Source organism: Streptomyces vastus (genome assembly GCF_039532825.1).
In the GTDB taxonomy this organism is placed as follows: Bacteria; Actinomycetota; Actinomycetes; order Streptomycetales; family Streptomycetaceae; genus Streptomyces; species Streptomyces vastus.
The window spans coordinates 1-23637 of the sequence record NZ_BAAASJ010000002.1 but is presented as its reverse complement, the minus strand read 5'-3'; the positions used below and the strand labels follow the sequence as shown (position 1 = coordinate 23637).

The 23637-nt window shown below is 69.8% G+C and carries 17 protein-coding genes and 3 pseudogenes; 13 read left to right on the top strand and 7 right to left on the bottom strand.

All coding sequences use genetic code 11. The annotated features are described in order from the left end of the window. Positions 1–15: 15 nt before the first annotated feature. On the top strand, positions 16–1986 hold the full coding sequence (locus ABD357_RS00610; protein WP_344386714.1) for an ABC transporter permease: 1971 nt from the start codon (positions 16–18) through the stop codon (positions 1984–1986). Between the two features lie 68 nt (positions 1987–2054). Here the strand turns inward: ABD357_RS00610 and ABD357_RS00605 are convergent. Then, positions 2055–4141, bottom strand: a pseudogene (locus ABD357_RS00605) (molybdopterin oxidoreductase family protein); the annotation flags it as partial. Between the two features lie 314 nt (positions 4142–4455). On the opposite strand from ABD357_RS00605, the gene ABD357_RS00600 reads away from it, so the two are divergent. The 4 genes from ABD357_RS00600 (at position 4456) to ABD357_RS00585 (ending at position 7158) form a co-directional block, all read left to right on the top strand. After that, positions 4456–4845, top strand: coding sequence for a cell division protein SepF (locus tag ABD357_RS00600; protein ID WP_344386713.1), 390 nt, complete (start codon positions 4456–4458; stop codon positions 4843–4845). A 92-nt stretch (positions 4846–4937) separates the two neighbouring features. Beyond that, positions 4938–6194, top strand: a complete 1257-nt coding sequence (locus ABD357_RS00595; RefSeq protein ID WP_344386712.1) for an AAA family ATPase — start codon at positions 4938–4940, stop codon at positions 6192–6194. Further along, on the top strand, positions 6191–6520 hold the full coding sequence (locus ABD357_RS00590; RefSeq protein WP_344386710.1) for a nucleotide pyrophosphohydrolase: 330 nt from the start codon (positions 6191–6193) through the stop codon (positions 6518–6520). Before ABD357_RS00595 ends, ABD357_RS00590 begins: the two co-directional genes overlap by 4 nt. 167 nt (positions 6521–6687) lie before the next feature. Then, entirely contained in the window at positions 6688–7158 is a 471-nt protein-coding gene (locus tag ABD357_RS00585; RefSeq protein WP_344386709.1) for a DUF6099 family protein, read from the top strand. 51 nt (positions 7159–7209) lie between these two features. Here ABD357_RS00585 and ABD357_RS00580 read toward each other — a convergent pair whose 3' ends face one another. Further along, positions 7210–7374, bottom strand: coding sequence for a hypothetical protein (locus ABD357_RS00580; protein WP_344386708.1), 165 nt, complete (start codon positions 7372–7374; stop codon positions 7210–7212). Between the two features lie 186 nt (positions 7375–7560). Here ABD357_RS00580 and ABD357_RS00575 point away from each other — a divergent pair, with 186 nt between their 5' ends. Beyond that, positions 7561–8484, top strand: coding sequence for an LLM class F420-dependent oxidoreductase (locus ABD357_RS00575; RefSeq protein ID WP_344386707.1), 924 nt, complete (start codon positions 7561–7563; stop codon positions 8482–8484). A 131-nt stretch (positions 8485–8615) separates the two neighbouring features. Here the strand turns inward: ABD357_RS00575 and ABD357_RS00570 are convergent, their stop codons facing one another. Next, on the bottom strand, positions 8616–9497 hold the full coding sequence (locus ABD357_RS00570; RefSeq protein WP_344386705.1) for a glycoside hydrolase family 76 protein: 882 nt from the start codon (positions 9495–9497) through the stop codon (positions 8616–8618). 484 nt (positions 9498–9981) lie between these two features. Continuing rightward, complete coding sequence (locus ABD357_RS00565; RefSeq protein WP_344386704.1) at positions 9982–10770, bottom strand: DeoR/GlpR family DNA-binding transcription regulator; 789 nt, start codon at positions 10768–10770, stop codon at positions 9982–9984. 96 nt (positions 10771–10866) lie between these two features. Between ABD357_RS00565 and ABD357_RS00560 the strand changes: the two are divergent. From ABD357_RS00560 to argF, 5 genes and pseudogenes are all read left to right on the top strand, one after another. Then, positions 10867–11001, top strand: a pseudogene (locus ABD357_RS00560) (DNA-binding response regulator); the annotation flags it as partial. Between the two features lie 328 nt (positions 11002–11329). After that, the gene (locus tag ABD357_RS00555) at positions 11330–12805 is read left to right on the top strand and encodes a 3' terminal RNA ribose 2'-O-methyltransferase Hen1 (RefSeq protein WP_344386702.1); all 1476 of its coding nucleotides are present in this window, start codon (positions 11330–11332) and stop codon (positions 12803–12805) included. After that, a complete protein-coding gene (locus ABD357_RS00550) occupies positions 12802–15345 on the top strand; it encodes a polynucleotide kinase-phosphatase (RefSeq protein WP_344386701.1) in 2544 nt (847 codons plus the stop codon). Before ABD357_RS00555 ends, ABD357_RS00550 begins: the two co-directional genes overlap by 4 nt. Before the next feature lie 231 nt (positions 15346–15576). Next, a complete protein-coding gene (locus tag ABD357_RS00545; protein ID WP_344386700.1) occupies positions 15577–16800 on the top strand; it encodes an arginine deiminase in 1224 nt (407 codons plus the stop codon). Between the two features lie 118 nt (positions 16801–16918). Further along, positions 16919–17926 (top strand): ornithine carbamoyltransferase, encoded by a 1008-nt coding sequence (gene argF / locus ABD357_RS00540; RefSeq protein ID WP_344386699.1) that lies wholly within the window; start codon positions 16919–16921, stop codon positions 17924–17926. 11 nt (positions 17927–17937) lie between these two features. Here argF and ABD357_RS00535 read toward each other — a convergent pair whose 3' ends face one another. Beyond that, a complete protein-coding gene (locus ABD357_RS00535; RefSeq protein WP_344386698.1) occupies positions 17938–18390 on the bottom strand; it encodes an ATP-binding protein in 453 nt (150 codons plus the stop codon). Between the two features lie 385 nt (positions 18391–18775). On the opposite strand from ABD357_RS00535, the gene ABD357_RS00530 reads away from it, so the two are divergent. Continuing rightward, entirely contained in the window at positions 18776–19603 is an 828-nt protein-coding gene (locus ABD357_RS00530) for an enoyl-CoA hydratase family protein (RefSeq protein WP_344386697.1), read from the top strand. After that, a complete protein-coding gene (locus tag ABD357_RS00525) occupies positions 19588–21951 on the top strand; it encodes a bifunctional salicylyl-CoA 5-hydroxylase/oxidoreductase (protein ID WP_344386696.1) in 2364 nt (787 codons plus the stop codon). The genes ABD357_RS00530 and ABD357_RS00525 overlap by 16 nt, the downstream gene beginning before the upstream one ends. Before the next feature lie 158 nt (positions 21952–22109). Here the strand turns inward: ABD357_RS00525 and ABD357_RS00520 are convergent, their stop codons facing one another. Continuing rightward, complete coding sequence (locus tag ABD357_RS00520) at positions 22110–23348, bottom strand: sulfate adenylyltransferase subunit 1 (protein WP_344386695.1); 1239 nt, start codon at positions 23346–23348, stop codon at positions 22110–22112. 2 nt (positions 23349–23350) lie between these two features. Further along, a pseudogene (locus ABD357_RS00515) lies at positions 23351–23637 on the bottom strand (sulfate adenylyltransferase subunit CysD); the annotation flags it as partial.

Sequence of the window (23637 nt, the reverse complement as noted above, 5' to 3'; positions counted from 1 at the left end):
GAGCCGTCGTCAGTCATGAAAGTCCTACGCTCCGACGACCCGGGCCCGGGAATCAGGCGCACCCGCTCCTCCCGTACGCCCCTCACCCTCGCCCTCCCCGCCCTGCTCGCCATCGCCTTCCTGCTCCTCCCGCTGGCAGGCGTCCTCGCCCGCACCGACTGGGGCGAGCTGAGCGAGCACCTGACCAGCCCGGGCACCAGCGAGGCGCTGAAGCTCTCCCTGGTCGTCTCCTTCTGGTCGCTGGGCCTGTCGCTCGTGCTCGGCGTCCCGCTGGCCTGGCTGCTGGCGCGCGTACCGTTCCCCGGCAAGACCCTCGTCCGCTCGCTCGTCCTGCTGCCGATGGTGCTGCCGCCCACCGTCGGCGGCGTCGCGCTGCTGCTCGCCTTTGGGCGGCGCGGGCTGCTCGGGCCCTGGCTGGAGGACGTCTTCGGCGTCACGCTGCCGTTCCACACCTCGGGCGCGGTCGTCGCCGCCACGTTCGTCTCGATGCCTTTTCTGGTGATCAGCCTCGAAGGGGCGATCGCCGGACTCCGGCAGGGTTACGAGGAGACCGCAGCCTCCCTCGGGGCCTCGCCGCTCCGGGTGTTCCGCACGGTGACGCTGCCCATGGTGGCCCCCGGTCTTGTCGCCGGAGCCGCGCTGACCTGGGCCCGTGCCCTCGGCGAGTTCGGCGCCACCATCACCTTCGCGGGGAACCTTCCGGGCACGACGCAGACCCTGCCCCTCCAGGTGTACCTGCTGCTCCAGGAGAACCCGCAGGCCGCGACCTCCGTCTCGCTGCTGCTGCTCGCCATCGCCATGGCGGTCCTCGTCGCGCTGCGCGGCCGCTTCACGGGTACGCCGGGCAGCGCTCGCCCGTACCTGCCCAAGCCACCCGTGGACGAGGGGAGTTCACCCGCGAACACCCCCGAACCCCCAGCTGCGTACGAGGTTGCCCCGGACAAGGAACGCTGGTCCCTGCACGCCGAGGTCACCGGCTTCGACCAGCTCGTCCTGGAAGCGGACCCCGGCACCACCATCGCCGTCGTGGGCCCCAACGGCGCGGGCAAGACCACCCTGTTGCGGGCCCTGCTCGGCCTGACCCCGCGCGCCCACGCCGCGCTGCACCTCGGCGACACCGACGTCACCCAGCTTCCCCCGCACCGCAGGTCAGTCGCCTGGGTCCCGCAGGACGGCGCGCTCTTCCCGCACCTCACCGCACTCGCCAACACGGCGTACGGCCCGCGTGCCCACGGCGTACCGCGCGCCGAGGCCCGCCGCGCCGCGCAGGACTGGCTCGACCGGCTCGCAGTGGGCCATCTCGCGCACCGTAAACCCGCCCAGCTCTCCGGCGGCCAGGCCGGGCGCGTCGCCCTGGCAAGGGCATTGGCCGTACGCCCCCGGCTCCTGCTCCTCGACGAACCGCTCGCCGCCCTCGACCAGACCACCCGCGCCCAGGTACGGCACACCCTGCGCCGTCACCTCGAAGGCTTCGGCGGAGTCTGCCTGATCGTCACCCACGACCCGGTCGAGGCGGTGTCGCTCGCGGACCGCGTGCTCGTACTCGACGAGGGCCGCGCCGTCCAGGACGCCCCACCCGCCGAAGTCACCCGGCATCCACGCTCGCCGTGGGTGGCCCGCATGCTCGGCCGCAACGCCTGGCCCGGCACGGCCACTGCCGACGGGCTCGAACTCGCCGACGGCGGAGGGCGGTTGGTGATCGCGGACCCGCTTCCCGCGGGCACGGAAGCCCTCGCGATCATCGCCCCCGAAGCGGTCGCCGTCCACCGGGAGCGGCCCAGCGGCAGCCCCCGCAACGTCTGGCCCGGCACCGTCCGAGAGATCACTGCCTCTGGCAGCAGGCTGCGCGTCCTGATCACCTCGGACCGGGCCCCCGACCTCGTCGCCGAGATCACCCCGCAGGCTGCCGCCGAGTTGGAGCTGGCCGACGGCACCTCCGTGTGGACGAGCGTGAAGGCGACGGAGGCGACGCTCGTGGCCCTGTGACATCGGCCCAGGGATCAGTGATCGGTACACGTGCTCGAGCGAAGCCGAGAGCTTGGAGAAGGGCAGGGGCGGCGGGGCGAGGAAACCTTGGCCAACCCCACCGCGCACACCTTCAACTCCGGCTGGAACGACACCGGATCGACCGCGTCACTGGTCACCGCGTTGATGCTCAGGCAGTCCCCGAAGAGATCGTTCCAGTGGAATGGCGCGAAGCAGCACCCCGGCCGGACCCGGTCCGTGACCACGGCCGGCAGCACGGCCCGCCCACGCCGTGAGGCGACTTCGACCGCGTCACCGTCGACGATGCCCAACTCCCGGGCGTCCTGCGGATGCAGTTCCACGAACGGGCCGGGGTTGAGCTTGTTGAGCCTGGCGACCTTCCCCGTCTTGGTCAGCGTGTGCCACTGGTGCTGAAGCCGCCCGGTGTTCAGTACGAAGGGGAAGTCGTCGTCGGGCATCTCGGCGGCCGGGATGTGGGGCCGCGCGTAGAACACCGCCCGCCCGCTCGCCCTGGGGAAGGAAAGCTCCCCGTCCCTGTCCACGTACCGGATCGGATTCCGGTCCGGCCCCTCCTCCCGCGCGGCCGGCCACTGCACGGACCCGGCCCGCAGCCGCTCGTACGTCACGCCGCGCAGATCCCACCCGGTCTTGGGATTCCAGGCCCGCTTGATCTCCTCGAAGACGTCCTCCGCGCTCTCGTACGAGAACCCCTTCTCGTACCCCATCGCGCAGGCCACCCGCGCGATGATCTGCCAGTCCGCGAGCGCCTCGCCGGGCGGATCCGTGGCGGGCGAGGCGAGGGTGAGATTGCGTTCGCTGTTGATGAGGACGCCCTCGGTCTCCGTCCACATGGCGCCGGGCAGTACGACATCGGCGTACGTGTTGGTCTCGGTCTCCGCGAAGACGTCCTGCGTGACGACGAAGTCGGCGGCCTCAAGCCCTTCGATGACGGTCCCGCGATTGGCGACCGAGGCGACGGGGTTGGTGCAGATGATCCAGCAGGCCTTGATCGCGCCGTCCGCCATCTTCTGGAACATCTCGACGGCGCCCTGCCCGACGCCGTCCTTCCGGAGCGTGTCCGGGGGCAGCTCCCACAGTTCCTCGACGAACGCACGCTCCTCGTCGACGAGAACGGACCGCTGCCCCGGCAGACCCGGCCCCATGTAACCCATCTCGCGGCCGCCCATGGCGTTCGGCTGCCCGGTGAGCGAGAAAGGACCAGACCCCGAACGGCAGATCGCACCGGTCGCGAGATGCAGGTTGACCAGGGCATTCGTGTTCCAGGTGCCATGCGTGGACTGGTTGAGGCCCATGGTCCACAGGCTCATCCACTCGCCCGCCCGGCCGATCAGCGATGCGGCCTCGCGGATACCGGCCTCCGGGATGCCGGTGATCTCGGCGACTGTGGCAGGCGGATACTCGGCGAGGAAACCGGGCATCGCCTCCCAGCCCTCGGTGTGCGCGGCGATGAAGTCGGGGTCGGTGTGGCCGTTCTCGTGCAGCAGATGCAGCAGCCCGTTCAGCAGCGCAAGATCAGTACCCGGCTTGATCTGCAGGTACAGGTCGGCCTTCTCGGCGGTGGCGGTGCGCCGCGGATCGACGACGATGAGCTTCGCGCCCGCCTTGACCCGGTCCATCATCCGCAGGAACAGAATCGGATGGCAGTCGGCGGTGTTCGAGCCGATGACGAAGAAGACGTCGGCCTTCTCGAAGTCCCGGTACGAGCCGGGCGGACCGTCGGCGCCCAGGGACAGCTTGTAGCCGGTGCCCGCACTCGCCATGCACAGCCGGGAGTTCGACTCGATCTGGTTCGTCCCTACGAAACCCTTGGCCAGCTTGTTCGCCAGATACTGGGCCTCCAGGCTCATCTGCCCGGAGACGTAGAGGCGAAGGCGTCCGGACCGTGCTCGTCGATGATGGCGCGCAGCCGCCGGGCGGTCTCGGCGATCGCCGCGTCCACGGGCGCGGGCACCGGCTCCGCGCCGCGGTCGTCCCGTACGAGGGCGGTGCCGAGCCGCCCGGGCGCGGCGAGCATGGCGGCCGTGGTCGCGCCCTTGGCGCACAGCCGTCCGAAGTTCGCGGGGTGCGCCTTGTCGCCGGACGCCTTCAGGACCGTACGCCGCCCGTCGGGGCCCATCCCGATGTCGAGGACCATTCCGCAGCCGACACCGCAGTACGAGCACACGCTCCGCACCTGTGTGCTGCTGCTCTGAGGGCCGTGTGCGGCCACGTGCGGCCCCTTCTGGTCGGTGGTCGGCGGTTGTCCCGTGTTTGATACGGAGTTCGGCGCTTGTTGATACGGAGTCCGGCGTTCGAGCGTTTAATGACTGATCGCCGTCCGGTGCTGCCGAGGGCGTGATGTGCAGCACGACCGCGTCGCGGACCGTGTCGCTGTTGGGCCGAACGGGTGAGCATGCGCAAGAATTGCCCGGTGCAGGAAATCAGTGCGAGTCAGGTCGGGGGGAGCCGGTGAACGGCCACGACGTCACCGATGAACAGTGGGAAGGGCTCGCCCAGGTAGTCCCGCTGCGCGGCCGCGACGCCTGGCCGTCGGCGGTCGACCATCGGTCGATACCCGAGGCGGACACCGAACCGCGCCGCCGTTTCGTCGTGCTCCGGGTCAATGCCTTCGGTGACGCACGCGAGGTCGCCGAGACGCTGATGGCCGGTGTCCCGGTCCTCCTCGACCTCAGCGGCGCCGAACCGGACGTCGCCAAGCGCGTACTGGACTTCAGTACGGGCGTGGTCTTCGGGCTGGCGAGCGGCATGCACCGGGTCGAGCGGAACGTGTTCCTGCTCACGCCACCGGGCACAGAAGTGGGCGGGCTGATGGAGGGGGCGGGAGTCCCTGGCGCCTGACGATCACTTGCTTGACCTGCTGATCCCTCGATCGTAGGAAGGTCTGCCGGGCGGAACGGTTCGGCAGGCCGGCGGAAGCTTACGGTCCGGATATGACCGTGCCCATGCGCTTCCAGAGCGCCGCCGCCGTGGATGCCGTGCCCGCCGAAGACGCTGCGTCCGGCGGGGCGGCCTGCCAGGACGGGCGGCCGAGGGTCACCGCACTGCGGCTGTCGGCGTTCGCTGCGCACCGGCGCGCGGAGTTCCCGCTCGGCCCGCTGACGCTCTTCGCGGGGCCCAGCGGCAGTGGCAAGAGCAGCGCGCTGCGGGCCTACGAGGCACTGGCACGGCTGGGTGGCGGGGCATCGCTGAGCGAAGTGTTCCCGGATCCCGGCGCCTGCGTTCCCGAGCGGGCCCGGCCCGATGCCGGGCGGCGGCGCGGTTTCCGCATCGGTTGCTCGGTGGACGGTCCCGCGGGAGTCGTACGGCTCGACCTCGCTGTGCAGGCCGAGCCCGAACTCCGCATTGTGGGCGAGCGGTTGACGACCGGCGGGGTGACGCTGCTGGAGACGGCCCTGCGCGATCCGAGCCGCCCCACGGTGCAGGCGGCCTGGCACACGGCGGGCTCGTCCCCCGTGACCCGGGCCCCGCTCCCCGACGACCGGCTGGGCACCGCGCTGCTGCCCCTGCGGGTGGCCGGCAGGACGGACGGCCAGCGCCAAGTCCTCGCCGCCGCCGAGCAGATGGTGGTCGCCCTGCGCTCCGTCTTCGCCTGCGACCCGGTACCCCGGCACATGCGCGCGCCCGTGCCGCTCGGCGCGGGACGGCTGCTGCCCGGCTGCGACAACCTGGCAGAGGTGCTGTGGCGTACGCGGTCGGAGTGCGGACGGCGGCACGGGGTGCTGGTCGCGGCCGTACGGGACGGGTGTGCGGGTCGGGTCGTGGACGTACTGGCCGAGCAGGTTTCCTCCGGCTTCGGACAGGGATCGGTACCGACGGCTCGGGCGGTCCAGCCCCTCCGAGCGGCACCGGCAGTCCGGGCAGTGCTGGACCGGGGCGACGGGCTGCGGACGCCGCTAGGACTGCTGGGAGACGGGGAGTTGAGGTACTTGGCCCTCGCCCTGGTGCTGCTCACCGGGCCGGGTGTGCTGGAGGTCGACACGGCGGGGGAGGTGCCCGAGGCGCTCCAGACGCTCACGGTTCTGGCCGACGGGTTCGACCGCGATCTGGACGTACGGCAGCGGGACCAGCTCGTACGGCTCGCGGCACGGATGTGCGAGCGTGGGCACATCCGGCTCGTGGGGACCGTGAGCGACCCGTCCTGGGCCTCGGGAGTGGACGGGGTCATGGTGGTACACCTTGAGCCGTGACAGAACCTGATGTGGCCCAGCTCCAGCGCAGACTGGCCGAGTTCGCGGCGGCGCGGAACTGGCAGCAGTACCACACCCCCAAGAACCTGGTCGCCGCGCTCAGCGTCGAGGCCTCCGAACTCGTCGAGATCTTCCAGTGGTTGACGCCGGAGGAGTCGGCCCGGGTGATGTCCGACCCGAAGAAGGCGTCCCGCGTGACGGACGAAGTCGCGGACGTCCTGGCGTACTTGCTCCAGCTGTGCGAGGTCCTGGACATCGATCCCCTCGCGGCGCTGTCCGCGAAGATCGACCGGAATGAGGAGAGGTTTCCGGTGGACGGGACGTGACGCTCTTCGTCACTCTACGGAGTCATCAAGTTGTCCACACTCGATTCATTGTCCACAGATTTCCGGCTTCCTCTGGCTTTTCGTCCCGAGTCGAGTCACTCTGGGTAGTGGCAGGCGGAGTTCGGGCAGGCGTGTGAAGAGCGCGTCGGGACAGACGAGGACAGTGCATGGACGCGATGCGGCTCATCGGTGCGAGCAGATGTGCCCTGATGGGAAGTGAGGACGCGCGGGGCATCATGGCGGAGGCCTGCCAGGCACAGGCCCTCGCCCAGGCGATAGGCAGTCGCCTCGCGATGTCCGGCCCTCCCGAATTACGAGGCGAGGCAGTGGGGTTGACCGAGCTGGCGGGCAGAGGCTGCAGCGTCCTGGACGTGCCCCTGTCGAGAGCCGGCACCCTGCGCGCCGCACAACTCACGGAACTGGGCGACGCCCGCCAAGCCCTCGTCGACCTCGGCGGCCTCCTGGGGGAGGTGGGCATCGCCCTCGTGAGCATCGCGTCGGCAGCGGATGAGGCGATGTACTGGCAGTGCATGGAAGCGATCGACGCCGCGGACGAGTCCCGCGACAGGGTTCTTGAGATGCTGCGGCGGCTGGCGGTCCGGGACGAGGCCGAGCAGGAGCGGGGGTCTGCGGCGTAGGGTTCTGCCGCCGCAGGCGCCACCGGGTGAGCCGGCCGTCAGGGCGCGCAGTCAGGCGGTTTCGGAGCCGTCCGACAGGGCCGCGTCCGGGCGCGTGGCCGACTGTTGGAGGTCGGCGTCGAGTTGGGACAGGTCCGCGTTGAGGGCGGCCATCAGCTCCTCCATCTGTTGCAGCAAACCTTTGGGCTGCGACGACGGAACAGCTTCCTGGGACATGAACGGCCTCCTCGGCAACGCGCCGGTCGGTCCGGCTCCGCCCGAGTCCAACGAAAACCGCCGAGGCCAGTCACTGCCACGAGCCCATCTGCCGCGGGGAGTTGACCGATTTCACCCGGCCGAGGACGAGGCGGTAATCGGCGGGACCCTGACGTTGACCGATGTTCGACCGTGCAGTATGGAGGCATGGATCTTCGAATCTTCACCGAGCCCCAGCAAGGGGCCGGCTACGACACCCTGCTCGCCGTGGCCAAGGCCACCGAAGACCTCGGCTTCGACGCCTTTTTCCGCTCCGACCACTACCTGCACATGGGCTCCGTGGACGGCCTCCCCGGCCCCACCGACGCCTGGATCACCCTCGCCGGACTCGCCCGCGAAACCAAGCGCATCCGGCTCGGCACCCTGATGACGGCCGGTACCTTCCGGCTGCCCGGCGTCCTGGCGATCCAGGTCGCAGGGGTCGACCAGATGTCCGGCGGCCGAGTCGAACTGGGCCTGGGCGCGGGCTGGTTCGAGGAGGAACACAAGGCGTACGGCATACCGTTCCCGAAGGAGAAGCTCGCCCGGCTGGAAGAGCAGCTGGCGATCGTCACGGGCCTGTGGGCGACGGAGGTCGGCCAGACCTTCAGCCACCACGGCACGTACTACGACCTGACCGATTCGCCCGCGCTGCCCAAGCCCGCGCAGGCCAAGATCCCGGTACTCATCGGCGGTCACGGCGCGAGCCGTACGCCGCGCCTGGCGGCCCAGTACGCCGACGAGTTCAACATGCCGTTCGGTTCGATCGAGGACAGCGAGCGCCAGTTCGGCCGCGTACGGGCGGCGGCGGAGGAGGCAGGGCGTAAGGGCGACGACCTGGTCTACTCCAACGCGCTCGTCGTCTGCGCCGGCAAGGACGACGCGGAGGTCGCCCGCCGCGCCGCCGCGATCGGCCGCGAGGTGGACGAGCTGAAGACCAACGGCCTGGCCGGCTCCCCGGCCGAGATCGTCGACAAGATCGGCCGCTACGCGGAGATCGGCGCCCAGCGCCTCTACCTCCAGATCCTCGACCTCGACGACCTGGATCACCTGGAACTGCTCTCGTCGCAGGTGCAGTCGCAGCTGTCGTAACCCGAGTCTGGTTACCGACCCCGGCAGCCGTGATCGTTGACAGGTGGTCCCGGGGCCGTGGTAACTCCGCCCGGTGCGCTCCGTGTCGCCCCCGAGGGGCGACACGGAGCGCACCGGGTCGGGTTCGTGTGTCACAGAACGGCGGTCAGCAGCGAAACCGCCGACTCCTGACGCCCGATGGTCGCTTGGTCGAACGGCCCGGCCCAGCTCAGTCCGTACTGATGCGAGCTGTTCCGGTCGTTGGCGTAGGCGGAGGAGGCCTGAGTACGCAGGTAAGTCCGGTAGGGATGTCCGGTGAGGACGCGGTCGAGTTCGCCGAGATTGCGGGCGAAGATGCCCTTGAAGGCCGCCTGGTCGGAGTTGCAGTCGCCCGCCGCCTGGCAGGGCTCGGTCAGGATGCCGTTCTGGGTGAGGGCCGGACTGGCGATCACCGCGTCGGCGATGGCGCGGCCGTCAGCGAGCAGGCTCTTGTCGCCGGTGGCCTTGTACAGCTCGGCGAGTCCGCCCAGGATGACTCCCTGGTTGTAGGTCCAGGTGGTGCCGCCGTTGTTGGCGCAGCCGCCGCCCTGCGTGTTCAGACCGTCGTTGACGAGGTGATCGCCGTTGATCATCCCGCTGTCCTTGAACCATTGCCACGCTTCGAGGGCGTGGGCCAGGTAGACCTTGTCGCCGGGAATCCGGTTGTGCAGCGCCGCGGCGAGCTTGATGTACAGCTCGATGCTGATCGCGTTCTTGTAGCTCTTGGCCGGGATGTCCCACCAGATGCCGCCGCCGCAGGTGTCGTCCCAGTAGTCCCGCATGTAGGCCTCGTCCAGCTCGGCGATGTCGAGGTACTTCTTGTCGCGGGTGAGGTCGTACATGCTCGTCATGGCCAGTGCCCACCAGCCGGTGTCGTCGGTGGAGTCGGCCCTGAACTCGCCTCCGCCCTCCGGCCACCATTCCAGGGGCGCCCGCTGGATGGCGATGGTGTTCTTGACCTCGGGCATGTATTTGCGCGACCCGGTCTTCGCCATGTAGTCCAGAAGCGCCTGGAGGGCGTTCCCCGACTGCCACCACGGTGATTCGGGCTCCAGCGGCCGGTCTCCTGGTCGTAGAAGCCCATCATCGCGTCCACGGCCGCGGTGGCCCTGGTACGAGCGGTGGTGGGGGCGGCCGGAGAAGCGGCCTGGGTCGGTACGGCGGTCACGAGCAGGGACAGAACCACACCGCAGGCGGTGGCGCCCGCGGTGGTCCACATTCTTCGAGCCCATCTGTGCATGTCCGGCAACTCCTTGTGTCGAGGGCACTGCTCCTTGCGTGGGGGGTAGGGGTCCTACGGTGCGGGTGCGGGTGCGGGTGCGGGTGCGGGTGCAGGTGCGGTCTGCGGGGTGGCGGGTGCGGACTGAGGAGTGGCGGAGTGGAGTCCTGAGGTGGCGGAGTGGGCTCCTGAGGCGGACTACTGAGGAGTGGTGGCGGAGTACTGAAAGGCGGCGGCGGTCGACCAGCCGTGGGGCGGCCTCACGCGGTGATCACCTTTCCGCCCGCCTGACGGCAGAGGTCAAGCGTCCGGGGGTCGGCGCCGGTGGTGGTGACCAGAACATCGACGTCGGAGAGCGAGCACAGCCGCAGGCTGCCGATACCGGGGAACTTGGTCTCGGCGGCCACCAGCACCACGCGGTCGGCGACCTCGATCATCGCCTGCTTGATGGGAGCCTCGACGGCCATGTCGTCGACCACATGGCCGCCGGCGCGCACGCCCGTGCAGCTCAGGAACAGCAGATCGGCGCTGATCTGCCGCAGGGCCGTCTCGGTGAGCGAGCCGACCAGGGACTGGTAGTTGCGGCGCAGCACACCGCCGAGCATCACGAGCCGTACGGTGTCGTCGTCCCGCAGCTCATCCAGTACGGCCAGATTGCTGGTGATCACGGTGACCGGGCGGCCGCGCAGGTGGCGGGCGATCAACGAGGTGCTGGTGCCGATGTCCAGAACGACCACGCTGTCGTCCGCGACGAGTTCGGCGGCACGGATGGCCATGGCCTCCTTCATCGCCATGTCGTGCGAGGCCGCGACAGCGAACGGGTCTTCGGTGACGGCTTCCTCCGCCGCGGCCTCGGCGTTCGCACGCAGAGACAGGGCGGCGCCGCCGTAGGTCCGGATGAGCTCGCCGTCGCGGTCCAGCAGCGTCAGGTCCCGGCGGATGGTCGACTCGCTCACCTGGAGCCGCTCCGCCAGGTCGCGTACGGATGCCACGCCTCCCGTCATCCGCAGTGACTTCACGATCTTCGCGCGCCGTCTGCTCGATGTCACGCGCAGAAAGTAGCACCGCCTGACTGACTTCGGCCATGCTGAAGACTGGTCGGTCATTTTGGTGACTGATGTCGGTCACAAAGCTGGAGTGTCCTGCTCGCAGTTGAGCATCTTCCGTGCGCCGTCGTGCTTGTCGACATCCGGATGCCGGTGGTGGGCGGCATCGAGGCGACCCGGCGCATCGCCGCGGATACGGCCCTGGCCGGGGTGCACGTGGTCATCCTCGCTGACCTCCGCGGCCCGCGCGTCCGGCCGCCTGGGGAAGTAAGCAGCCCACGTGGCAAACCCGAGCGACTGCGGATGAGCGGAAAATCCTGAGTATTCCCGCGGTCATTGGCTGTACGTTGTCGAGGCGCGCCGAAGAGGCGCTTCCGTGGCCCGCTGACCGTAGCGCAGTGCTGCTACAACGTCGGGAAGGGGCCAGGAGCCATGATCACAGAAGCGCGCTCTCTCCTTGCTGGGATCCATCGGCATTCCGCGCGTGTGCACGCGATGTGCACCGCCATGCACGACATGGCGAGGATCTGCAGCTCAGAAGGCAATTCGAGGTGTCACCACAGTGTTCCTGACGATCAGTACCACCGGTACCCCAGAGCGCCCCGCGACCGACCTCGGCTTCCTGCTGCACAAGCATCCCGAGAAATCGCAGGCGTTCTCCACCTCCTACGGCACGGCGCACGTGCTGTATCCCGAGGCGAGCCCCGAGCGCTGCACGGCGGCGTTGCTGCTGGAGGTCGACGCGGTGGCGCTGGTGCGGCGCGGTAAGGGCAAGGGGCGTGGTGGTGCGCCGGACGCGGCGCTCGCCCAGTACGTCAACGACCGGCCGTACGCCGCCTCGTCACTGCTCGCCGTGGCGCTGAGCAGCGTGTTCTCCAGCGCGATGAAGGGCACCTGCACCGCACGGCCCGAACTCCCGGGGCAGGCGCGGCCGTTGCGCATCGAGGTGCCCGCACTGCCCGCCCGAGGCGGCGTCGAGCTCGTACGGGGGCTCTTCGAGCCGCTCGGCTGGACGGTGACCGCTCAGCCCGTGGCGCTGGACGCCGAGTTCCCGGAATGGGGCGACTCCCGTTACGTAAGCCTCGTACTCGAAGGCGAACTGCGGCTGGCCGAAGCCCTGCGGCACCTGTACGTCCTCCTCCCGGTCCTCGACGACGCCAAGCACTACTGGGTCGCGACCGACGAGGTCGACAAGCTGCTGCGCGCCGGCGAGGGCTGGCTGCCGGAGCATCCGGAGCACAAGCTGATCACCAGCCGCTATCTGTCCCGTCGTTGGTCGCTGACGCGGCAGGCCATGGAGCGCCTGGAACTGGTCCGGCTGGCGGAGGCGGACGACAGCGAGGTCGAGGAGATCGACAACGCCGTCGACGAGACGCAGGACACGGACGAGAAGCCGGTACCGCTCGCCGTGCGGCGGCGTGACGCCATCGTCGAGGCGCTGCGGTCCGCCGGGGCGGGGCGCGTGCTCGATCTCGGCTGCGGGCAGGGCCAGTTGGTGCAGGAACTGCTGAAGGACACCCGGTTCACCGAGATCGTCGGCGTCGATGTGTCGATGCGCGCGCTCACCATCGCCTCGCGCCGGCTCAAGCTGGAGCGGATGGGGGAGCGGCGGGCCGAGCGCGTCAAGCTCATGCAGGGCTCGCTCGCGTACACCGACAACCGGCTCAAGGGGTACGACGCCGCCGTGCTCAGCGAGGTCATCGAGCACGTCGACCTGCCGCGGCTGTCCGCCCTGGAGTACGCCGTGTTCGGCTCCGCACGCCCGAGGACCGTCCTCGTGACGACGCCGAACGTCGAGTACAACGTCCGCTGGGAGACCCTCCCCGCCGGGCACACCCGGCACGGCGACCACCGCTTCGAGTGGACGCGCGAGGAGTTCCGCACTTGGGCGCGGGCGGTGGCCGAACGGCACGGATACGACGTGGAGTTCGCACCTGTCGGGCCAGATGACCCCGAGGTGGGTCCGCCCACCCAGATGGCCACGTTCTCCATGAACACAGCCACGACGAAAGCAGCGAAGGAGGAGAAGGCCGCATGACCAGCAATGAGACCAAGGGGCGTACTCTGCCCGTCACCGACCTCTCCCTCGTCGTGCTCATCGGCGCCTCCGGCTCGGGCAAGTCCACCTTCGCCCGCCGGCACTTCAAGCCGACCGAGGTGATCTCCTCCGACTTCTGCCGCGGCCTCGTCGCCGACGACGAGAACGACCAGAGCGCCAGCGGGGACGCCTTCGACGTACTCCACTACATAGCGGGCAAGCGGCTCGCGGCGGGCCGGCGCACCGTGGTCGACGCGACCAGCGTGCAGCAGGAGAGCCGCAAGCAGCTGGTCGAACTGGCCAAGAAGTACGACGTGTTGCCCATCGCCATCGTGCTCGACGTACCGGAGGAGGTGTGCGCCGAGCGCAACGCCGCGCGTGAGGACCGGGCCGGCATGCCGCGCCGCGTCATCCAGCGGCACATCCGCGAACTGCGGCGCTCCCTGCGGCACTTGGAACGCGAGGGCTTCCGCAAGGTGCACATCCTGCGCGGTGTGGAGGAGGTCGAGAGCGCGTCGATCCGTACCGAGAAGCGGTTCAACGACCTGACCCACCTCACCGGGCCCTTCGACATCATCGGCGACATCCACGGCTGCACCTCCGAACTGGAGTCACTGCTCGGCAAGTTGGGCTACGTGGACGGGGTGCACCCCGAGGGCCGTACGGCCGTGTTCGTCGGCGACCTCGTCGACCGCGGTCCCGACTCGCCAGGGGTGCTGCGCCGGGTGATGGCGATGGTCTCCTCGGGCGACGCACTGTGCGTGCCGGGCAACCACGAGAACAAGTACGGGCGTTACCTCAAGGGCCGCAAGGTCCAGCACACGCACGGGCTCGCCGAGACGATCGAGCAGATGGAGGGGGAGAGCGAGGAGTTCAAGAAGCAGGTACGGGAGTTCATCGACGGGCTCGTCAGCCATTACGTGCTCGACGGCGGCCGGCTCGTCGTCTGCCACGCCGGTCTGCCCGAGAAGTACCACGGCCGTACGTCGGGCCGGGTGCGCTCGCACGCGCTGTACGGCGACACCACCGGCGAGACGGACGAGTTCGGGCTGCCGGTGCGCTACCCGTGGGCGGAGGAGTACCGGGGCCGCGCGGCGGTGGTGTACGGCCACACTCCCGTGCCCACCGCGACCTGGCTGAACAACACCATCTGCCTGGACACGGGTGCCGTCTTCGGCGGCAAGTTGACCGCGCTGCGCTGGCCGGAGCGCGAGCTCGTCGACGTACCGGCGGAGCGGGTCTGGTACGAGCCGACGAAGCCGCTGCGAACCGAGGCGCCGGGCGGTCACGACGGGCGGCCACTGGACCTCGCGGACGTGCACGGGCGCCGGGTCGTCGAGACCCGGTACGCGGGACGGGTGTCGGTCCGCGAGGAGAACGCGGCGGCGGCCCTGGAGGTCATGAGCCGTTTCGCCGTGGACCCGCGGCTGCTGCCGTACCTGCCGCCCACGATGGCCCCGACGGCGACTTCGCGCATGGAAGGCTACCTGGAGCACCCCGCGGAGGCCTTCGCCCAGTACGCGTCGGACGGTGTCGTGCGGGTCGTGTGCGAGGAGAAGCACATGGGGTCGCGGGCGGTGGCGCTGGTGTGCCGGGACGCGGAGGCGGCGCGGGAGCGGTTCGGGGTGGAGGGGGCGACCGGTTCCCTCTACACCCGTACCGGGCGGCCCTTCTTCGACGACGCCGCCGTCACGGAGGAGATCCTCGGCCGGATCCGCAATGCCATCACCGAAGCCGGGCTGTGGGAGGAGCTGGCCACCGACTGGGTGCTGCTGGACGCCGAGTTGATGCCGTGGTCGCTCAAGGCGTCCGGGCTGCTGCGCAGTCAGTACGCCGCTGTCGGGGCCGCTTCCGGGGCCGTGTTTCCGGGGGCGCTCGCCGCGCTCGAAGCGGCGGCGGCGCGGGGTGTCGACGTACGGGATCTGCTGGTGAAGCAGAGGGAACGGGCCGCGGACGCCGCCGCGTTCACCGAGGCGTACCGGCGGTACTGCTGGACCACGTCCGGTCTGGAAGGTGTGCGGCTCGCGCCCTTCCAGATCCTTGCCGTGCAGGGGCGGAGCCTGGCCGCTCTGCCGCACCACGAACAGCTCGGGCTGATCGACCGCTTCGTGTCGAGCGACGCGTCCGGGCTCCTGCAGACCACGCGTCGGCTGTTCGTCGACACGGGTGACCCGGACTCGGTGCGGGCCGGTGTCGACTGGTGGCTGGAGATGACCGGGCGCGGCGGCGAGGGCATGGTCGTCAAGCCGGTCGAGGCAGTTGTGCGCAACCGGGAGGGGCGGCTCGTGCAGCCCGGCATCAAGTGCCGGGGCCGCGAGTACCTCCGGATCATCTACGGCCCCGAGTACACACGTCCGGAGAACCTCGACCGCCTCCGTGGCCGCTCCCTCAACCACAAGCGCTCGCTGGCGATCCGGGAGTATGCACTGGGCCTGGAAGCCCTGGACCGCCTGGCGGAAGGCGAGCCGCTGTGGCGCGTCCACGAGGCGGTGTTCGGGGTGCTGGCGCTGGAGTCGGAGCCGGTGGATCCGCGGCTGTGAACCTGCAGGTGGGCCGGGGGTGCCCACAGCCGGGTTCTCGACGACGTCGGCCGACGAGCCGCGGGGCCGTCCCGGCCACCCTCGTCGTCCACCGGCGCCTCGGAAGGTACGGCCGGCTGATTGTCGTCAAGGGGACGAGAACCGGGATGCGGTCCGCCCGCCGCAATCTCGCCCCCGTCACCCCGGTCGATCGGTGGATGAACACGTGTCCGGATGGTCAAAGATGGAGGCATGGGATTCCAAGTCGACTCCGAGGCCGGCCGGCTTCGCCGCGTCATCCTGCACCGGCCTGATCTTGAGCTCAAAAGGCTCACCCCCAGTAACAAGGACGCCCTGCTCTTCGACGACGTGCTGTGGGTGCGCCGGGCGCGCGCGGAGCACGACGGGTTCGCGGACGTGCTGCGTGACCGGGGGGTCATCGTCCACCTCTTCGGCGACCTGCTCACCGATGTGCTGGAGCTCCCGGCCGCCCGGGAGCTCGTACTGGACCGCGTCTTCGACGAGAAGGAGTACGGGCCGCTCGCCACGGACCACATCCGGGAGGCCTTCGACGCCATGCCGGCGGGTGAGCTGGCCGAGGCCCTGGTCGGGGGCATGACCAAGCGGGAGTTCCTGGACGCGCACGCGGAGCCGACGTCCGTGCGCTTCCACGTCATGGAACTCGACGACTTCCTGCTCCGCCCGCTGCCCAACCATCTCTTCACCCGGGACACCTCCGCCTGGATCTACGACGGGGTCTCCATCAACGCCATGCGCTGGCCCGCCCGCCAGCGCGAGACCGTGCACTTCGAGGCGATCTACCAGCACCACCCGCTGTTCCGTGCCGAGACCTTCAACATCTGGTCTCAGGGGCAGGCGGACTACCCCTCCACCATCGAGGGCGGCGACGTGCTGGTGATCGGTAACGGCGCCGTGCTCATCGGCATGAGCGAGCGGACGACACCGCAGGCCGTGGAGATGCTCGCCCACAAGCTGTTCGCCGCCGGGTCGGCGACCACGATCGTGGCGCTCGACATGCCCAAGAGACGGGCCCTGATGCATCTCGACACGGTGATGACGATGGTCGACGGCGACATCTTCACGCAGTACGCGGGACTCGGCATGCTCCGCTCGTACACCATCGAACCGGGCGTGGGCGACAAGGAGCTCAAGGTCACCGACCACCCGCCGGAGCACATGCACCGAGCTATCGCCGCGGCCCTCGGGCTGAGTGAGATCCGCGTGCTGACCGCGACGCAGGACGTGCACGCGGCCGAGCGCGAACAGTGGGACGACGGGTGCAACGTCCTCGCGGTCGAGCCGGGCGTCGTGGTCGCCTACGAGCGGAACTCGACCACGAACACCCATCTGCGCAAGCAGGGCATCGAGGTGATCGAGATCCCGGGGAGCGAGCTGGGGAGGGGGCGGGGCGGGCCGCGTTGCATGAGCTGCCCGGTGGTACGCGATGCGGTGTAGAGGCGAACAAAGAGAGGCCGCGCAGAGGTCGTACAGAAGTCGCCTTGGAGTCGCATAGAAATGCGACTGTTCGTATAGACTTCCAAACGTCCGTATCCCCGCATGTCTGGAGCGCCCCATGGCGACAGTCCCGACCGCCCTCGCCGGCCGCCACTTTCTGAAGGAGCTGGACTTCACGGCGCAGGAGTTCCGCGGTCTGATCGAGCTTGCCGCCGAGCTGAAGGCCGCCAAGAAGGCCGGGACCGAGACCCAGTACCTGCGTGGGAAGAACATCGCGCTGATCTTCGAGAAGACCTCGACGCGCACCCGCTGCGCGTTCGAGGTGGCGGCCGCGGACCAGGGGGCGTCGACCACGTATCTCGATCCGTCCGGCTCACAGATAGGGCACAAGGAGTCCGTGAAGGACACCGCGAGGGTGCTCGGCCGGATGTACGACGGGATCCAGTACCGCGGGGACAGCCAGGCCAACGTCGAGGAGCTGGCCGCGTACGCGGGTGTGCCCGTCTACAACGGGCTCACCGACGCCTGGCACCCCACGCAGATGCTCGCCGACGTGCTCACGATGACGGAGCACACGGACCGGCCGCTGGAGGAGATCGCCTTCGCGTACCTGGGCGACGCCCGTTTCAACATGGGCAACTCGTACCTGATCACGGGCGCACTCCTCGGGATGGACGTCCGCATCGTGGCCCCGCAGGCCTACTGGCCCGCCAAGGAGGTGATCGCCGAGGCCCACAGGATCAGCGAGACCAGCGGCGCCCGCATCACCTTCACCGAGACCGTCGACGAGGGTGTCGCGGACGTCGACTTCATCGCCACCGACGTCTGGGTGTCCATGGGGGAGCCCAAGGATGTCTGGGACGAGCGGATCGCCGCCCTCGGTCCGTACGCGGTGACGACGGACGTTCTGCGCGCCACCGGCAACGCGGACGTCAAGTTCCTGCACTGCCTGCCGGCCTTCCATGACCTGGGCACGAAGGTCGGGCGCGAGATCCACGAGCGGCATGGCCTGGACTCTCTCGAGGTCACCGACGAGGTCTTCGAGTCGGCGCACTCGGTCGTCTTCGACCAGGCGGAGAACCGGCTGCACACGATCAAGGCGGTCCTGGTGGCGACGCTCGCCTGAGCCCTACGTCATCACTCCGCAGGTCTGCGTTGCTGCGGCACCGCCGGCAGTCTGAACCACACCGCCTTGCCGGACTCCGTGGGCCGGTGCCCGCAGGACGAGCTGAGGGCGCGGATCAGCAGCAGGCCGCGGCCGTGCTCCTGCCAGGGGTCCGGGTGGTCCGGGCCGGGGCGGGTAAGACTGCCGGGCGGGGCGGGGTCGGGGTCGTGCACCTCGACCTGGCAGCCGGTCGGCAACAGCTGTACGACCAGCTCTATGGGGGTGTCCCCCTTGGTGTGCTCCACAGCGTTGGCCACCAGCTCGGCGGTGAGCAGCTCGGCCGTGTCGCAGTCAGCGGCGTGCTGGATCTCGGCCAGTGCGGTACGGACCAGTGCGCGGGCGACGGGCACGGCCGCGGCGGAGTGCGGCAGCGCGACGCGCCAGGAGGCTGGGGCTGAGGGCTCGTGCAAGGCGGGTCCGTTCATGGAGCAGGTAGTCCTGCTTTCAACAATGTGAATAGTACTGCGGTACCGGCCGGTATGCCCGGGCGGGTGCCTTTCTGGATGTTCGGTCTGCTTTCGGGCTGTAGGGGCTGTACCCAGGTCAACGGCCCGGCTCGCGCCGGAACTCCCGCTGTTACGGCGCTGTCGCGCACCCGTGACTCCGTGACTGTTGTGTCGAGGCCGTGTCTTGTGGCGTATCAAAACTCACGTATCGAACTTCACGTCGGTTCATGTGCCGAAGCTCGCATACCGACGCCTGGCGGCCGGCTTTATCGCGCACTCCTGACGACGGTCAAAGATGGGTGATAGATTCATGGGTAGCGCCAGCAGTGCAGACTGCCGCCCCCGCCCGAGGAGGCCGCACCTCATGAGTCCCTTCACCGGCTCCGCGACCCGCACGCCCGACTGGCAGCACCTGCGCTGCGAGTACGTCGACGGGGTCGCCACCGTCACCCTGGCCCGCCCCGAGAAGCTGAACGCCCTCACCTTCGGCGCCTACGCCGATCTGCGCGACCTGCTCGCCGAGCTGTCCCGCGAGAAGTCCGTACGCGCCCTGGTGCTGGCCGGCGAGGGCCGCGGCTTCTGCTCCGGCGGTGACGTCGACGAGATCATCGGGGCCACGCTGTCGATGGACACGTCCCAGCTGCTCGACTTCAACCGCATGACCGGGCAGGTCGTGAGGGCCGTACGAGAATGCCCCTTCCCCGTGATCGCGGCCGTGCACGGTGTCGCGGCCGGGGCTGGTGCGGTCCTCGCCCTGGCCTCGGACTTCCGGGTGGCCGACCCGAGCGCACGCTTCGCCTTCCTCTTCACCCGCGTCGGCCTGTCGGGCGGCGACATGGGCGCCGCCTATCTGCTGCCCCGCGTCGTCGGGCTCGGCCACGCCACCCGCCTGCTGATGCTGGGCGAGCCGGTACGCGCACCCGAAGCCGAACGGATCGGCCTCATCAGCGAGCTGACGGAGGAAGGCCACGTCGACGAGGCCGCCCAGGCCCTGGCCCACCGCCTCGCCCAGGGGCCGGCCCTCGCGTACGCCCAGACGAAGGCCCTCCTGACCGCCGAACTGGACATGCCGCTGGCCGCCTCCGTCGAGCTGGACGCCTCGACCCAGGCCCTCCTGATGAACGGCGAGGACTACGCCGAGTTCCATGCGGCGTTCACGGAGAAGCGACCCCCGAAGTGGCGGGGGCGGTGACGGTGGCGCCGCCACCGAGAGAACACCTCCGGGTCGCCGTCGTCGGCGGCGGCCCCAGTGGGCTCTACGCCGCCGCACTCCTCAAGCGCCTCGACCCGGCCCGCGAGATCACCGTCTGGGAACGCAACGCCCCCGACGACACCTTCGGCTTCGGCGTCGTCCTCTCCGACGAAACCCTCGGCGGCATCGAGCACGCCGACCCCGTCGTGTACGAGGCGCTGCGGGACGAGTTCGTGCGCTGGGACGACATCGACATCGTCCACCGGAACATCCGCCACACCTCCGGAGGGCACGGCTTCGCGGCGCTCGGGCGCCGCAGGCTGCTGGAGATCCTGCACGAGCGATGCCGTTCGCTCGGTGTCGAGCTTCGCTTCCGTACGCAGGCACCGGACACGGCGCGGCTTTCGGAGTCGTACGACCTCGTGGTCGCGGCGGACGGGGTGCACAGCGCCACGCGTGAGGCGTACGCGCAGGTGTTCCGGCCGCGAGTGACCACCCACCGCTGCCGCTACATCTGGCTCGCCGCCGACTTCCCGTTCGAGGCGTTCCGCTTCGAGATCGCGGAGACCGAGCACGGGGTGATGCAGCTCCACGGATACCCGTATTCCCGCCCGTCGCCCGACCACCACCCCTCAACGAGGCCCTCCGGGCCGCAGAATCAATTCGGCGCCTCAACCGTGATCGTCGAAATGCGCGAGGAGGTGTGGGAGGCGGCCGGGTTCGCGGAGGCGGATGTGCGGGAGTCGGTCGAACGGTGCGCCAAGATCTTCTCGGACGCGCTCGGCGGACGGGCGCTCAGATCCAACAAGTCGGCGTGGACGGCGTTCCGAACCGTCGTCAACGAGCGCTGGTCCCACAACAACGTGGTCCTCCTCGGCGACGCCGCGCACACCGCGCACTTCTCCATCGGCTCCGGTACGAAGCTCGCCGTCGAGGACGCGCTCGCCCTGGCCGCCTGCCTGGAGGAACAGCCCTCCCTCGACGCCGCGTTGAGCGCATACGAGGAGGAACGGCGCCCCGTCGTCGCCTCCACGCAGCGGGCGGCGCGCGCCAGCCTGGAGTGGTTCGAGAACCTGGCGCTCTATCTCGACCAGCCCGCCCGCCAGTTCGCCTTCAACCTGCTCACCCGCAGCCGCCGGGTCACGCACGACAACCTCCGGCTGCGCGACGCGCGCTTCACAGAGAGCGTGGAGCGCGAGTTCGGCTGCCCGCCCGGTACACCGCCGATGTTCACACCGTTCCGGCTGCGCGGACTGACCCTGCGCAACCGGGTCGTGGTCTCACCGATGGACATGTACTCGGCCGTGGACGGCGTACCCGGCGACTTCCACCTCGTCCACCTGGGTGCGCGGGCGCTCGGCGGTGCCGGTCTGGTGATGACGGAGATGGTGTGCGTGAGTGCGGAGGGCCGGATCACACCGGGCTGCGCCGGCCTCTACACCGGCCAGCAGGCCGCTTCCTGGCGGCGGATCACCGACTTCGTGCATGCACAGGCACCGGGCGCGGCGATCGGCGTACAGCTCGGCCACTCGGGCCGCAAGGGCTCCACCAAGCTGATGTGGGAGGGCATCGACGAACCACTGGAGGAGGGCAACTGGCCGCTCGTGGCCGCGTCCCCGCTCCCGTACAAGCCCCAGAACCAGACGCCGCACGAGCTGACCCGAGCTCAACTGGCCGACGCACGCGAGCAGTTCACGTCAGCCGCCCGGCGGGCCGCCCGCTGCGGCTTCGACCTGCTCGAACTCCACTGCGCCCACGGCTACTTGCTCTCCGGCTTCCTCTCCCCGCTGACCAACCGCCGCACCGACGCCTACGGCGGCTCTCTGGAGAACCGTTTGCGCTTCCCGCTCGAAGTCTTCGACGCCGTACGCGCCGTATGGCCCGAGGACCGCCCGATGACCGTACGCATCTCCGCCACCGACTGGGCCGACGGCGGCACCACGGCGGACGATGCCGTCACCCTCGCCCGCGCCTTCGCCGCACACGGCGCCGACGCGATCGATGTCTCGACGGGCCAGGTGGTGGCGGAGGAGCAGCCGGAGTACGGCCGCTCCTACCAGACGCCGTACGCCGACCGGATCCGCAACGAGACGGGGATCCCGGTGATCGCGGTGGGCGCCATCTCCTCCTGGGACGACGTCAACTCCCTGATCCTGGCGGGCCGTACAGATCTCTGCGCTCTGGCGCGGCCCCACCTGTACGACCCCCACTGGACGCTGCACGCTGCGAGTGAGCAGGGCTATGCGGGGCCGGGCGTCGACTGGCCCGCGCCGTACCGGGCGGGCAGTCGGCGCCCGCAGACGGGCCGCACGGACGCGCCTAAGCCGCGCCTCACACTGGGGAATTGACTCCCAGTGTGAGGCGCGGCGCCTTTCGGGCTGGGGGTTTGGGATTCGTGGGCGGGCGCGGGTTGGTTGTGGCTGGTCGCGCCCATGCGGCGGAGCCGCATATGTCACAGCCCCGCGCCCCTGAAGGGCGCCCCCGGCACGTGGCTCAACAGGGCCCCCTACCTGCTGGGGAGCTCGACCATCCCCGCCGTCAGCGTCGCCCCGTCCTCCGGATCGACCAGGAGAAACGCCCCCGTCCGACGGGAAACCGCGTAGTCGTCCAGCGCCAGCGGCTCCGCCGTGCGCAGGGCGATCCGGCCCAAATCGTTCGCGGCCAACTCGGGCGCCCCGCCCAGGCCCTTCACGATCGCCTTCACCGTGCGCGTCGTATGCCGGACCAGCACCCGGTCACCCACCCGCAACGGCCGGTCGGCCAGATGGCAGACGTTCGCCGAGACGTCCTGCGTCAGCGCGGGCGCATCCGTCCCGGCGGTGAGCATGTCGCCGCGCGAGACATCGCGCTGGTCGGCCAGGCGCACGGTGAGCGACTGCGGGGCGTACGCGACAGCCGCGTCCTCGCCGAGCACGTCGAGGCCCGTGATCGTGGACGTCTCCCCGGAGGGATGCACCGTCACACGGTCGCCGACACGCAGCGAGCCCGACGCCAACTGGCCTGCGTAGTAGCGGACCTCGTCATGCCGGATCACGTACTGGACGGGGAACCGGGCCGGTTCGCACGCCACGTCGCTGCCCACCGGCACCGTCTCCAGGTGCTCCAGGAGCGCAGGACCCGCGTACCAGCCCATACGCGTCGAACGGTCCACCACGTTGTCGCCGACCAGGGCCGACACCGGGATCGGTGTGAAGCCGGGCAGGCCCAACTCGGCGGCGTGGCCCGCGAAGTCCGCGACGATCCGGTCGAACTCCTGCTCCTCGTAGCCGACGAGATCCATCTTGTTGACGGCGAGGACGATGTGCGGCACCCGGAGCAGGGCCGCGACCGCTGCGTGCCGGCGCGTCTGCTCGACGACGCCGTTGCGCGCGTCGACCAGGATGACCGTCAGCTCGGCCGTGGAGGCACCCGTCACCATGTTGCGGGTGTACTGCACATGGCCGGGGGTGTCGGCGAGGATGAACCGGCGACGGGCGGTGGCGAAGTAGCGGTACGCCACGTCGATGGTGATGCCCTGCTCGCGCTCGGCGCGCAGACCGTCCGTGAGCAGCGCCAGGTCGGGCGCCTGCTGCCCCCGGCTCTGGGAGAAGCGCTCCACCGCCTCCAACTGGTCCGCGAGAACGGACTTGGAGTCGTGCAGCAGCCGGCCGACGAGCGTCGACTTGCCGTCGTCGACCGACCCGGCGGTCGCGAACCGCAGCGTGTCCGTAGTGGTCCCGACAAAAGGATCGATGGTGCTGGTCACGGCTAGAAGTACCCCTCACGCTTACGATCTTCCATCGCGGCCTCGGACAGCTTGTCGTCCGCGCGGGTCGCGCCCCGCTCGGTGAGCCGGGAGGCGGCGATCTCCGCGATGACGTCCTTCAGGGTCACCGCGTCCGAATCCACAGCGCCCGTACAGGACATGTCGCCCACCGTGCGGTAACGGACCTGCCGCTTCTCGACGGTCTCGCCGTCCTTCGGGCCGCCCCAGTCACCGGCGGTCAGCCACATGCCGCTGCGCTGGAAGACCTCACGCTGATGCGCGAAGTAGA

Excerpts from the sequence above, each read along its gene's own strand:
- ABD357_RS00610 (WP_344386714.1), top strand. The coding sequence starts at position 16 with ATGAAAGTCCTACGCTCCGACGACCCGGGCCCGGGAATCAGGCGCACC.
- ABD357_RS00595 (WP_344386712.1), top strand. The coding sequence starts at position 4,938 with ATGACCGTGCCCATGCGCTTCCAGAGCGCCGCCGCCGTGGATGCCGTG.
- ABD357_RS00585 (WP_344386709.1), top strand. The coding sequence starts at position 6,688 with ATGGACGCGATGCGGCTCATCGGTGCGAGCAGATGTGCCCTGATGGGA.
- ABD357_RS00580 (WP_344386708.1), bottom strand. The coding sequence starts at position 7,374 with ATGTCCCAGGAAGCTGTTCCGTCGTCGCAGCCCAAAGGTTTGCTGCAA.
- ABD357_RS00575 (WP_344386707.1), top strand. The coding sequence starts at position 7,561 with ATGGATCTTCGAATCTTCACCGAGCCCCAGCAAGGGGCCGGCTACGAC.
- ABD357_RS00570 (WP_344386705.1), bottom strand. The coding sequence starts at position 9,497 with ATGGCGAAGACCGGGTCGCGCAAATACATGCCCGAGGTCAAGAACACC.
- ABD357_RS00550 (WP_344386701.1), top strand. The coding sequence starts at position 12,802 with ATGACCAGCAATGAGACCAAGGGGCGTACTCTGCCCGTCACCGACCTC.
- ABD357_RS00545 (WP_344386700.1), top strand. The coding sequence starts at position 15,577 with ATGGGATTCCAAGTCGACTCCGAGGCCGGCCGGCTTCGCCGCGTCATC.
- argF (WP_344386699.1), top strand. The coding sequence starts at position 16,919 with ATGGCGACAGTCCCGACCGCCCTCGCCGGCCGCCACTTTCTGAAGGAG.
- ABD357_RS00535 (WP_344386698.1), bottom strand. The coding sequence starts at position 18,390 with ATGAACGGACCCGCCTTGCACGAGCCCTCAGCCCCAGCCTCCTGGCGC.
- ABD357_RS00530 (WP_344386697.1), top strand. The coding sequence starts at position 18,776 with ATGAGTCCCTTCACCGGCTCCGCGACCCGCACGCCCGACTGGCAGCAC.